Below are 11,811 nucleotides of genomic sequence, written 5' to 3' on the forward strand. Positions count from 1 at the left end.
AATAATAAAAGAAAAGCCGCTTTTTAAAAAGCGGCCTTTATCATTAAAATTTTATTACTCTGTCCATCTTCCCATTTTACCTGCCTGGAAATCCTGGTAAGCTTCTTCAATTTCCTGCATACTGTTCATTACAAAAGGACCTCGAGCGACTACAGGTTCTTCAAAAGGTGTCGCGAAACCGAATAAAAGAATACTCTCTTCTTTGGCTGAAATTTGAAGTTTTGGATCGTCATTTTGGAATTCAACCAAATGTCTTTCTGTAATAGCGCTTCCATTTACTTCCAGGTTTCCTTTAATTACATAAAAGAAAATATTCTGGGAAACAGGAATTTCAAGTTCTAAATTTGAATTCGCTTCAAAAAATAAAGTAGAAAGATTAATATCGGTAAAAGTTTCAAAAGCACCTTTTGTACCAAGAAATTCTCCGGAAACGACCTGAGCGCTAACTTTTTTATCTTCTGAAAAAGCCACGGGAATATCTTCTTTCTGTAAACCTATATATTTAGGAGTCTCCATTTTATGTTTGGCTGGAAGATTTACCCAAAGCTGAAGGATTTCGAGATCTCCGCCCTTCTTTTTAAATTCTTCCGAAGAAACCTCTGCATGAATTAGTCCGCTTCCTGCAGTCATCCATTGCACACCACCACTTTCTATTACGCTTTTATGTCCGCCAGAATCTTTATGCGCGATATCGCCATCCAGAATAAACGTAACGGTTTCCATACCTCGATGAGGATGAGGCCCAAATGGGAGTCCGTTATTATTTTCAGGATATACCTGTGGACCGTGGTGATTTAGAAAGATAAAAGGATCAATCATTTGCAAGCTTGCCGTAGGTATTGGTGAATAAGTGATCAAATCACCAATTGGTCGCCATTCTGCCTGATGTATTTTCTTAATGCTTCGCATATTATTTTTGCTCTAAATTAGAAAAAGCTCTGGATTTTTAAGCAATTTCGATTTTCAAATTAGCTAACATAAAAGTTAGCGCTACTCCTTATTACGAACAAAAATAAGTTTGAATTTGCTGTTATTGTTGTTTTCGCGGGATTCTATTTCAAACTGGTCTATAGAAGCAATCATAGGAGTAAGTTTTTGATAACCGTAGTTACGCGAATCAAAATTAGGTTGCTTTTTTTGCAATAAACTTCCTACATCACCCATAAAAGCCCATCCGTCATCATCAGCAACATCTGAAATGGTATTAGCGATAAAATTGATTACTCTAGGAGTTAAGCGATCTACGCTTTGTTTTTTATTGGGTTTGCCTTTAACTACTTCAGGCTGCTCTTCTTTGTCTTTGGTTTTTAGAATTTCAAGATAGATAAACCGGTCACAGGCAACAATAAATGGATCGGGTGTTTTCTTTTCACCAATGCCTATAACCCTTTTCCCGGCTTCTCTTAATCGCGTTGCCAATCTGGTAAAATCACTATCACTGCTTACCAGGCAAAAACCATCTACTTTATTAGAATATAGAATATCCATGGCATCGATAATCATAGCAGAATCTGTAGCATTTTTACCTTGCGTATAACCGTATTGTTGAATTGGGCTAATAGCATTTTCTAGTAATACAGACTTCCATTTAGAAAGATGGGGATTGGTCCAGTCACCATAAATTCTTTTAATGGTAGGATTGCCGTGTTTGGCGATTTCTTCCATCATTTCTTTTACGTATGCTGAAGGTATGTTGTCCCCGTCAATAAGGACAGCTAAATTATGATCCATGAAATAAATTTTAGGTAAAGATAAAGTTTTAAAAGAAAGGTAAATTTGATTTCAATATTACATGGATAATTTTAGAAACTTTTAACGGTAGGAGGTCTTAACATGGCAAGTTGAGTTAGGTTAATACTATACTTGTGATTAATTACTCAGTTTACGGTTTCTGAAATTACAATTTTTCAATTAAATACATTGTTTGAAGAAGCCATGATATTGCCGGTTTTATCAATTCAATTAAAGCTGAATTAAAAGTGTTTAACAAAAAATTACCTGTACATATTCAGTGTTTTGTTTTAATTCCTATTATTTTGCGTAGGTTATTTGGTTAAAATAGAAAATAGGCTTCAATATAGTAATTTAATACATAGTTAAAATGCCACTCATAAGAATAGACTTGACTGAAGGAAGATCAGACAAAGAGATTAAAAATATTATGGATACAGTTCAGGATTGTTCTGTTGAAGCTTTTAGTGTTCCGATCAGGGATCGATACCAAATAGTTACTGAGCATAAACCAGGAAGGATGATTTTGCTTGATACGGGTTTAGGTTTTGAACGTAGTGAAGAAGCTATCGTAATTCAGGTATTTACAAGTCCAAGGGCTACGATCAACAAAAATAAATTCTATAAATTATTATCGAAAAAATTACAAGAAAATTGCAATTTAGATCCTAAAGATCTTTTGATTTCAGTTATGACCAATACAGATGTAGATTGGAGTTTTGGCTTTGGAGAAACCCAATATTTGTCTGGAGAGTTACCCAAAGATGACAAGTCCTAATTGAAAATAGTTTAAATTATACTGTTCTATTATCAAATAGCTTTTTTTGAAGCATAATTTATGTACTGGAAAGTTGTAAAAAATTCCTACAAAAGATTTTAAAGGATTAGATTTGGATCCAGCGGTTCTACGTGAATCAATACATCTGCAATTTCAGGCAAGTCATGTAGCATTTGATCTTTCACCTGATGTGCTATATCATGGCCTTCTTTTACTGTTTTTGCTCCGTCTACGTTAATATGAAGGTCGACATGAAAGGTCATTCCTGTTTTACGTACAAAACATTTTTCAGTATCTAAAACTCCTTTTACACTATATGCCGATTTGCGAATGTCTTCTATAAGGTCGTCATACATATGTTCATCCATAATCTCACCCAGGGCGGGTCTTAAGATAAGATAGGCATTGAATAAAATAAATCCTGAAGCTAGCAAGGCTGCCCAATCGTCAGCACTTTCATAACCATCCCCCATAACTAAAGCGATGGAAATACCAACAAAAGCGGTAAAAGAAGTGATAGCATCGCTGCGATGATGCCAGGCATCTGCTTTTAAAGAAGAGCTATTGGTCTCATCACTTTTTTTAGAAACAAATCGGTAGAAAAACTCTTTAATACCAATAATAATTACCAGGACGATTAAAGTATAAGGCTCTGGAATCTGATGGGGAGTGCGTATATTTTCAATACTTTCGTAAGCGATTACTGTGGCCGAAACGATCAAAAACCCAACAACGGCAAAAGTGATAAGCGGTTCTACACGGCCATGACCGTAGGGATGATTTTCGTCTGCTGGTTTTGCAGCATATCGAAGTCCCACAAGTACCAGGAATGAAGAAAAAACATCTGCGGTAGATTCTATGGCATCAGCGATTAAGGCATAAGAATTACCAAAAAAACCAGCCAGAAATTTTCCTAAAGCAAGAAAACCATTACCGGCTATACTTAAATATGATGTTTTTATGGCCTCTTTTACTTTTTCGCGCATTTCTGAAAAATAGGATGGCAAAGTTACAAGCTAGCGGAAAAATTAATACGCTTTTTTTGATTTTTTTTCAGTGAGGAAGGGATTGCTAGTAATTGGAAAATGTATTCATTTAAAAATTAAATAATACAACTTTCTAACTTGAACTTTTAACTACCAATGGCTGAGTGCTTACGACAAAAAATAAATTTACCGAAGCTAGACTGAAGTTACAATATATAGAAGAGACTCTAGGTGCTAGAATCAATAAGCAGTAAGCGTAGAGCAAGAAGATAAAATGAATTGATTCAAAAATTGATTTCCCCTTTTCATCGAACCGTAAAATCTTAAATCTTAAATCTTGAACTTTCAAACTTTCAACTTTCAACTTTCAACACACAACTCTCTACCACCACACAATAAAAAACTTTTCATATTGTTCACCTGATTTCATCCACACCAGCGGAGATCTTTGTTGCTGGATAAAGGATTCGATTTGTGGAAATATTTTGGAATACGAAAACCAAAGCTCATTTTTGGAGGGATCTACCGGCCAAAACTGTTTGCCGGGACTATAAAATTGAGCCTGATCAAATTGTTTTGCCGTAAACTCTTCAAAATGAATCCAGAATCCAACAATGCAATCATTATTTATTGATAAGAAGTTTTTGTTTTTTAAATTTCTGGGAATAAATAAGCTGGCTTTATAACAAACCTGCTGTTCTATCGATGTTGTAGAAATATGATAACCATTTAAAATTTGCTGAGTAGCTTTTTTTTGAAGTAGGGGGAGTTGTTTAGTTTTAAGCCTATTTACTTTTTCAAGTAATGAATCTTTGCGATTAGGGCCAATCCATCTGGCCAATTCTTCTTTAAAACCAGGGTCATAAACATAGAATTTGTATACCAGTTCTATATGAATAAGTTGTCTGGTATTTTTTTCTTCCACAATAAAATCCAGTTCCCCCAGGGTTTGCTTATTTGCAATCACCTGTAGATTACTGATTTTTAAGTCATAATGCTCTGAATGCCGAATTTGGTACTCAAAAAACCGTTCTACCCGCTTACCCAGCACAAAAATATGCTCTAGATTTTCCTGAAGCAAGATCTCGTTTTTAATAATTTTGATCTTAGCCGGTAGCTCAAAAGCCTCCAAATCGAATAGTTTTTTTGACCACCATAAATTTGGCGTATTTAGGAATCCGGTTATTTCGTCTAATATTGTAATAGTACTACGATTTTTAGCTGAATTCTTAGAAAAGTTGAATACAGAAGACATAAAAAGTCCATGTTTCCCTAAAAATAGGAATAATTTAGTAAAGCTTGTGCGTAGCTGTAATCATACGCTTTAAATACTTTCCAGCCTGCAAAATAAGAGAATTGCTCGTTGTTTTAAAATCAATTCTTAGGCTAATCTGGTAAACTCTGCTATTTTTGGGCAAAATCAAAAAATGCAGAGAGTACGTTATTACTATCTTATAAAAGTTCAATATTTAGGTTATCGCTTACATGGTTGGCAAAAGCAGCCTAACTTTAAAACGGTTGAGGGGTTGATTACCAAAACCTTGCGCTATGTGATGCCAGAGACAAGGTATAAAGTTTTGGGTTGTAGCCGTACTGATGCCATGGTTTCTTCCAACGGATCTGCATTCGAACTTTTTGTAGATGAGCAGCCGTTAGAGAATCTTGAGGATTTTTTAGCGCTTTTTAATCTGAATTTACCACAGGATATACGGGTTACCGATATTGAAGAGGTGGGGGCAAATTTCAATATCATTCAGCATTCCAAAATTAAAGAATACGCCTATTTATTTTCTTTTGGAAGTAAAAACCATCCGTTTTGTGCGCCGTTTATGGCAAATTTTCAGTTCGATTTGGATATTGATAAGATGAAAAAAGGGGCACAGCTCTTTAACGGTACCCATAATTTCAGGAATTATTGCGTTCGTGTTTCAGAAAAAAGCACATTTGAACGTGAAATTTTAAAAGCTGAAATTGTAGAAAATAAACTGTATACCGCAAATTTCTTTCCGAAGAAATCATATATTTTTCATGTACATGGGAAAGGCTTTTTACGCCATCAGGTACGTTTAATGATGGGTGCAATGATTCAGCTAGGGCGTGGTGAATTTTCGTTAGGGGATATCGAGCAGAGCCTTAAAGAAGGGAATGAGCATCTGCAAATGGATTACAGTGCTCCCGCAAGCGGATTAATACTCAACGATATACATTTTGACTAAGATTACTGTTCATTTTCGATAATTTTAAGTGCAATTTTTATGGCGTTGTACGGAATCGCTTCTTCAAAATGCTCGAAATAAGGCTTTAATTTATCAGGATCACCGAGTGTTTTTTTAGCTTTCCTAACTGCGTCAAGATCGGCTTTTCCAATAAATTGATTTAAATCTATAGACTCCCCTTCATCATAGAGTTTTAGCAGGTGCGACATAATCGTTATTTCAGAAAGTTCCCGCTCTTTGGCAATTTCTTCGGGTGTTTTGCCTTTAGCATACATTTCGCCCGTAATTTTATAAGTTTTTCCTTTTTTCTGCTTTTTGCGGGTTCTTTTTTGCTTTGAAAATGCAATGATCTCCTTGATAAAGCGATAACCATATTCTTCCATTTTCTTTCGTCCCACTCCGTTAATCAGCATAAAATCATCATCGGTCATGGGGCGTGCGCGCTCCATCTCTTTTAGTGTAGCATCATTAAAAATAAGATAAGCCGGTATTTCTTCTTCCCTTGCGATATCGAGCCTAAGTTGCCTTAATTTTTCGAAAAGTGAATTTTCAACAGCAACCTTTTCTGAAGCGTTATTTTCGGCTGCTGCTTGCAATTTACGGTCGGGAACTTTAGCTAAATGTACCTTTTTTCCTTCAAAAAGTACGTCTTTAGCGTGTTTGGTTAATTTCAAGGCATTTCCCTGATGAAAAGCAATTTCAGCATATCCTAAATTAATAAGCTGTAGGATATATTGCTGCCAGTTATTCCAGGAGATATCCTTACCAATACCATAGGTTTTTAGACGGTTATAATTTTTGGACAGTGTTTGTTCATTCTGGCTACCGCGTAAAACATCTACGACGGTAGTGATGGGCTCTTTTCCTTTTAAGCGGTAGATGCAGGATAAGGCTTTTTGGGAGGCAACAGTACCATCGAAAAACTGAGGCGGATTTTTACAAATATCACAATTGCCACAATTCTCTTGTTTAATTTCACCAAAATAACTTAGTAAAATTTTTCGGCGGCAGGTAAGCGCCTCCGCATACTGTTTCATGCGGTCTAACTTGGCTACCTGAATGTCTTTATTTTTCGTGTTTTCGGCAAAGCGTTGCAATTGTACCACATCAGCATAACTATGAAATAGTAAGGTGTCTGAGGACAGCCCATCACGACCGGCACGGCCAATTTCCTGATAATAGCCCTCCAGGTTTTTTGGCATATTGTAATGAATAACCCAACGAATATTCGATTTATCAATACCCATCCCAAAGGCCACGGTTGCACAAATAATTTCGGTCTTATCGTTGATGAAATCGTCCTGTATGCTTTCCCGTTCTTCATGTTTTAGACCTGCATGATAGGCTTTTGCATCTAAACCTTTTTGCTGAAGTTTTTCGGCGAGTTCTTCAGTGTTTTTTCGGCTAAGGCAATAAATGATTCCACTTTCGCTAGGTCTGCTTTTTATGAATTTTATAATCTGTTCGAATCGTTTGATGCCCTGACGAACTTCGAGACTTAAATTTTTACGGTCGAAAGAAGAAATATGTTTTTTGGCATCAGGGATATTTAATTGCTGGCAAATATCGTGTCTGGTGGCTTTATCGGCCGTGGCGGTTAATGCTATTATGGGAGTATTAGAAAACCTTTTTTTTAAATACCCAAGTTGTGTATAGGCCGGTCTAAAATCGTGCCCCCAGCTAGAAATACAGTGAGCTTCGTCAATGGCTATTAAACTTATATTTTCTTCGGTTAAAAATCGATCTAAGATCTGTAAACTCTCAGGAGCCACATACAGTAATTTCAGTTCGTTTTTATCGATTTTCTGAAAAATACTTTCCTGATCTGCTACCTGCTGACTACTATTTAAAAATTCGGCTTTAATGCCATTAGCTTTTAATCCGTCTACCTGGTCTTTCATTAAAGCGATGAGCGGAGAGATAACAATCGTTAGTTTGGGCAAAAGGATTGCCGGTAATTGATAGCATATAGATTTACCGCCACCGGTTGGCATAATTACAAGATTGTCTTTCCCGTCGAAAATAGACTGGATAATCTTTTCCTGTAAAGGTCTAAAACTATCGTAACCAAAATATTCTTTAAGTGTATTAAGCAACTGCTGTTTCTCCATATTGCAAAGTTAAAAAAGAAAGCAGTCTGTAAAAGCTGAAAATGAAATTAAGCAAGGGTATTAAATGATTATTATTACATTTAACCTTAAAAACTTTTTATGGCTAAAACCAAAAGAAAACGACTTTCCCTGCGACGTCCTAAGTCTAACAAGGCGCTTAACCAAATCCCGGGAACCGTTACCTATATTGGTAATAAGGAGTCTACAGAAACTTTATTAGATGTTATCGATTATAACGCCGAACATTATGAGCGTTTTAAATCTAAAAATCCCCAGGATGCTTTAAAGTTTGAAGATGAATCCAAAGTTACCTGGATTAATATCGACGGGCTTAATAATACCGAAGAAATCGAAAAGCTTGGTAAATATTTTGATCTTCACCCGCTAATTTTGGAAGATATAGCCAATACTAACCAGCGGCCCAAAATCGATGAATATCAGGATTATTTTTTTATCGTTGCCAAAATGCTGTATTATAATGGCGACGGTACGTTACAAATAGAACATATAAGTTTGGTTGTTGGCGATGATTATATATTAACCTTTCAGGAAGCCGGCGGCGATGTTTTTGACGGGGTAAGGGAGCGAATTGAACATAAAAAAGGCCGAATCCGAAACCGAAAGGCAGATTATCTGATGTTTGCCTTATTGGATGCAATCATCGATAATTATTTTGTCGTAGTAGAGGAAATTAGCGAAAAGATTGAAGGTTTCGAAGATCAGATTTTCCTAAACGATCAGGACGAAGATCTGGTGAGAGAAATACAGGAATTAAAGCGAGCGATTGTAAGAATAAGACGTGCTGTTTTTCCGTTACGTGAAGTCTTAGGAAGGTTAGAAAAACTTAACCACCCCATAATCGAAGAAATTACCGGTAATTATTTAAGGGATCTTGTAGATCATATTATTCAGATTTCTGAAAATATCGATATCTATCGAGAGATGATATGGAGTTTAATGGATATGTATATGACGACAATAAGCAATAAGATGAATGAAGTAATGAAGGTTTTAACCATTATGGCTTCAATTTTTATCCCTCTTACTTTTATAGCGGGTATCTATGGAATGAATTTCGAATACATTCCAGAATTACAATGGAAATACAGCTATTTTGTGCTTTGGGGAGTGATGATTATCGTTTTCTTTGTCATGCTATATTATTTTAAACGTAAAAAATGGCTATAAGCCAAAATCTATAATCTAAATCAAACATAAAATGATCAATCGAAAATTGGCTGTAGCAATTGTAATTGCTGGTCTTTCGTTTACTAGTTGTAAAAATGAAAAGGACGAAAACGCTGAGGGGGATGCTTCAGAAAATACGGAAAATATACCAAATATGAATACCGCGTTTATAGGAACCTACACGAAGAAAGAAGGCCATGTTGATGGAAAAGCTAATGGAATTTTAACGATACAGCAGAATCCTGAAACCGGGAAAATTCGTTTAGGAAGAACAGTAGCAGAAGTGATTAATCCCTCATTTGTAAAACTTACCAGTGATGGTAAATATTTATATGCGGTAAGTGAATTAGGTGATAAAGATGCAGCATCTGGATTTATTCATAGTTTTCAGGTTAAAGAGAATGATAGTTTGGTAGAAGTAGACAAGGTATCTACAGAGGCTTTTGCTCCCTGTCATATCGAAATTGATAAGACGAATAAATTTGCTTTCGTATCTAATTACATGGGTGGAGTAGTCGTGATGTATCGCATACAACAGGATGGAAGTTTAGAAAAACACCAACAACTTGATATGCCAAATCCAAAGGAGTCGCATACCCATTCGGTTTCAATTTCTGCAGATAATAAACACGTTTATATTTGCGATCTGGGGGCAGATAAAATTTGGATTTATGATTTTGATGCTAAAGGAAAAACACTTGAGAAAAACCAGCAGGAATCGGTTTCTTTACCTGAAGGTTCCGGTCCAAGACATTTTACATTTAGTAAAGATCAGAAATTTGCATATAGTATGAATGAACTGAACAGTACGATAAGCATTTTTAAAGTAGAAGAAAATGGGGGACTAAATTTACAAAATTCCGTTTCCAGTATTCCTGAAGATTTTACAGAAAATAATAGTGGCGCTGATATTCATATTTCTCCTTCAGGAGATTATTTATATGCTTCCAACCGGGGTCACAATACTATTGCAATTTTCAAAATAGATAAGAAAAGTGGTGGGTTGGAAAACAAAGGCTATGCCAGTACCAATGGTAAAACACCACGTAATTTTGCAATTTCCGAAGACGGCAGATATATATATGCGGCAAACCAGGATTCAGGAAATATACAAGCTTATAAAGTAAATTCAGCAACCGGAGAGTTGGATGCTATTGGAAAACCCACCGCTGTACCCACCCCGGTATGTATTGAATTTTTAAAATAGTCCCTTACAATGAATAAAATTAGAATTGTTGGAGTTATTTTTTTAATTGTAGGACTGGTGCTTACCTTTTTTTTACGACATACTGAAGTCTATTTTTTCGCAGGAATTTTAATGGGAATAGGTTTGCTTTGGGCGATCACCGGTAAAACTAAGCGCACTAAAACAAGAGATTAAAATAAAACCGGCCAATTGCCGGTTTTTTTGTTCGATTTAGTCAAGTAATAAAGCATGATATGCCATAATCCAATCCTAACCCCAACCCGGTATGAGATCCGTATACATAGATCTTCTAAAAAGTTTTTTTTATTAAAAAATGGTATGGTATTGGCAATAAAATTTATAAAATGGAGTTATTTTAAAATTACTTTTATGCTGGATCTTTATAAAACTCATTGAAAAAATTAGGTTGATTTTATGGTCGCGATTAACCAAACCTTATAATTTCCAACTTAAAGCGACACAGAAAAAGCCTTAGCTAACCACTAAGGCTTTTTTGTTTTCCTTTCTATTTAATGCGATTTTTAATTTTATGTATTTAATAATTTAGAAATGAATTATTATTAATTTGTTAATATTGGATAGGTTATAAAATATAATTCATAAATTTATATTTGTCGTAAATAATTGATATGAAAAAGAGGGGGCAATTCTGAAATGATAGTCACACCCCCTTTTTAATTTTACCAAGAAAGAATTAGCCTGGGATGGAGTTGTAAGGAACTGCATCCTTTCTTTTTTATAACCCTATACCTAACTTTTTAATGGATATTACTTATCCGGATTATCATCCTCATAGTTAATAAAGATCCTCAAAAGACTGCTTTTCTCGATAATTTATCGTAAATTTGTACATATTTCGATGGTTTTTGCCCGATTTTTTCTAACCTATTTACTTTTATTTTAGCACAACGGGCAATTACAGATTAATCAATAATCAAGATTTTAAATCGATCACAGAAAGTTTCTTAGCGCTGTAAAGCCTTTGTTTATTATTATTTGCGACCGATTTTAATAGAATATGATCGAATGATTATTGATTAATAACTTCAGAAAGTTTTGCTGATGTTTTAATTATTTCAGCAGTAAAAAGAATAATAATCTAAATTAATATATGGCAGACACTTTTTCTAAAAGACAAAAAGAAAAAAAGAAATTATTAAAAAAGAAATTAAAAGCACAACGCAGAGAAGAGCGCAAACAGGAAAATGATAAGGGTAAAAGCTTTGAAGATATGATTGCGTATGTTGATGCGAATGGAAACCTTACGGATACGCCGCCGGACGAGCAGCACAAAGTTGAGGTTAGTGCAGAGGATATTGATCTGAATTATCAAAGAGAGACTAAAACAGATACAAGGGATACCGGAGTGGTAATCTCGTTTTTTGAAAATAAAGGCTTTGGTTTTATAAAGGATGATATTTCTGGGGATAATATTTTTGTACATCATCAGGATTCCGTTAAACCTTTATCAGAACGAATGAAAGTGAGTTATAGAAAAGAACGTTCTCCAAAGGGATTTCAGGCTACTTCAGTAGAAGTTTTAGACTAAAGTAGCATAAACATATAATTTTAAATGGCTTTGCGATTTTTCGTA

At 35.1% G+C, this 11,811-nt stretch carries 11 protein-coding genes; 6 read left to right on the forward strand and 5 right to left on the reverse strand.

The annotated features are described in order from the left end of the window. Nucleotides 1–54: 54 nt before the first annotated feature. Together ZPR_RS09505 and ZPR_RS09510 are read right to left on the reverse strand one after the other, a co-directional pair. Nucleotides 55–909 (reverse strand): pirin family protein, encoded by an 855-nt coding sequence (locus ZPR_RS09505; protein ID WP_013071431.1) that lies wholly within the window; start codon nt 907–909, stop codon nt 55–57. Nucleotides 910–990: 81 nt separating this feature from the next. After that, nucleotides 991–1,731, reverse strand: a complete 741-nt coding sequence (locus ZPR_RS09510) for an NYN domain-containing protein (RefSeq protein ID WP_013071432.1) — start codon at nt 1,729–1,731, stop codon at nt 991–993. A gap of 370 nt (nt 1,732–2,101) precedes the next feature. Here ZPR_RS09510 and ZPR_RS09515 point away from each other — a divergent pair, with 370 nt between their 5' ends. Beyond that, nucleotides 2,102–2,509, forward strand: a complete 408-nt coding sequence (locus tag ZPR_RS09515; protein WP_041578817.1) for a tautomerase family protein — start codon at nt 2,102–2,104, stop codon at nt 2,507–2,509. Nucleotides 2,510–2,607: 98 nt separating this feature from the next. Here ZPR_RS09515 and ZPR_RS09520 read toward each other — a convergent pair whose 3' ends face one another. Together ZPR_RS09520 and ZPR_RS09525 are read right to left on the reverse strand one after the other, a co-directional pair. Then, nucleotides 2,608–3,495 (reverse strand): cation diffusion facilitator family transporter, encoded by an 888-nt coding sequence (locus ZPR_RS09520; protein WP_041578818.1) that lies wholly within the window; start codon nt 3,493–3,495, stop codon nt 2,608–2,610. A gap of 382 nt (nt 3,496–3,877) precedes the next feature. Further along, the gene (locus tag ZPR_RS09525) at nt 3,878–4,750 is read right to left on the reverse strand and encodes a DUF1853 family protein (protein ID WP_013071435.1); all 873 of its coding nucleotides are present in this window, start codon (nt 4,748–4,750) and stop codon (nt 3,878–3,880) included. A 172-nt stretch (nt 4,751–4,922) separates the two neighbouring features. On the opposite strand from ZPR_RS09525, the gene truA reads away from it, so the two are divergent. Continuing rightward, on the forward strand, nt 4,923–5,711 hold the full coding sequence (gene truA, locus ZPR_RS09530) for a tRNA pseudouridine(38-40) synthase TruA (protein ID WP_013071436.1): 789 nt from the start codon (nt 4,923–4,925) through the stop codon (nt 5,709–5,711). A gap of 2 nt (nt 5,712–5,713) precedes the next feature. On the opposite strand, the gene recQ is transcribed toward truA, so the two are convergent. Continuing rightward, a complete protein-coding gene (recQ, locus tag ZPR_RS09535) occupies nt 5,714–7,822 on the reverse strand; it encodes a DNA helicase RecQ (RefSeq protein WP_013071437.1) in 2,109 nt (702 codons plus the stop codon). Nucleotides 7,823–7,921: 99 nt separating this feature from the next. Between recQ and corA the strand changes: the two genes are divergently transcribed. From corA to ZPR_RS09555, 4 genes are all read left to right on the forward strand, one after another. Next, nucleotides 7,922–9,010 carry a magnesium/cobalt transporter CorA gene (gene corA, locus ZPR_RS09540; RefSeq protein WP_013071438.1) on the forward strand — a complete coding sequence of 363 codons (1,089 nt, stop codon included), beginning with the start codon at nt 7,922–7,924 and terminating at the stop codon, nt 9,008–9,010. A 31-nt stretch (nt 9,011–9,041) separates the two neighbouring features. Beyond that, complete coding sequence (locus ZPR_RS09545) at nt 9,042–10,217, forward strand: lactonase family protein (protein ID WP_013071439.1); 1,176 nt, start codon at nt 9,042–9,044, stop codon at nt 10,215–10,217. 9 nt (nt 10,218–10,226) lie between these two features. Further along, the gene (locus ZPR_RS23385; RefSeq protein ID WP_013071440.1) at nt 10,227–10,391 is read left to right on the forward strand and encodes a hypothetical protein; all 165 of its coding nucleotides are present in this window, start codon (nt 10,227–10,229) and stop codon (nt 10,389–10,391) included. Nucleotides 10,392–11,328: 937 nt separating this feature from the next. Next, nucleotides 11,329–11,766, forward strand: coding sequence for a cold-shock protein (locus tag ZPR_RS09555; protein WP_013071441.1), 438 nt, complete (start codon nt 11,329–11,331; stop codon nt 11,764–11,766). The last annotated feature ends 45 nt before the right edge of the window (nt 11,767–11,811 follow it).

This window comes from Zunongwangia profunda SM-A87 (assembly GCF_000023465.1).
Lineage (GTDB): Bacteria > Bacteroidota > Bacteroidia > Flavobacteriales > Flavobacteriaceae > Zunongwangia > Zunongwangia profunda.

Coding starts and splice junctions, on each gene's coding strand:
- ZPR_RS09510 (WP_013071432.1), bottom strand. CDS start 1,731: ATGGATCATAATTTAGCTGTCCTTATTGACGGGGACAACATACCTTCA.
- truA (WP_013071436.1), top strand. CDS start 4,923: ATGCAGAGAGTACGTTATTACTATCTTATAAAAGTTCAATATTTAGGT.
- ZPR_RS23385 (WP_013071440.1), top strand. CDS start 10,227: ATGAATAAAATTAGAATTGTTGGAGTTATTTTTTTAATTGTAGGACTG.
- ZPR_RS09545 (WP_013071439.1), top strand. CDS start 9,042: ATGATCAATCGAAAATTGGCTGTAGCAATTGTAATTGCTGGTCTTTCG.
- ZPR_RS09515 (WP_041578817.1), top strand. CDS start 2,102: ATGCCACTCATAAGAATAGACTTGACTGAAGGAAGATCAGACAAAGAG.
- ZPR_RS09505 (WP_013071431.1), bottom strand. CDS start 909: ATGCGAAGCATTAAGAAAATACATCAGGCAGAATGGCGACCAATTGGT.
- corA (WP_013071438.1), top strand. CDS start 7,922: ATGGCTAAAACCAAAAGAAAACGACTTTCCCTGCGACGTCCTAAGTCT.
- recQ (WP_013071437.1), bottom strand. CDS start 7,822: ATGGAGAAACAGCAGTTGCTTAATACACTTAAAGAATATTTTGGTTAC.
- ZPR_RS09525 (WP_013071435.1), bottom strand. CDS start 4,750: ATGTCTTCTGTATTCAACTTTTCTAAGAATTCAGCTAAAAATCGTAGT.
- ZPR_RS09520 (WP_041578818.1), bottom strand. CDS start 3,495: ATGCGCGAAAAAGTAAAAGAGGCCATAAAAACATCATATTTAAGTATA.
- ZPR_RS09555 (WP_013071441.1), top strand. CDS start 11,329: ATGGCAGACACTTTTTCTAAAAGACAAAAAGAAAAAAAGAAATTATTA.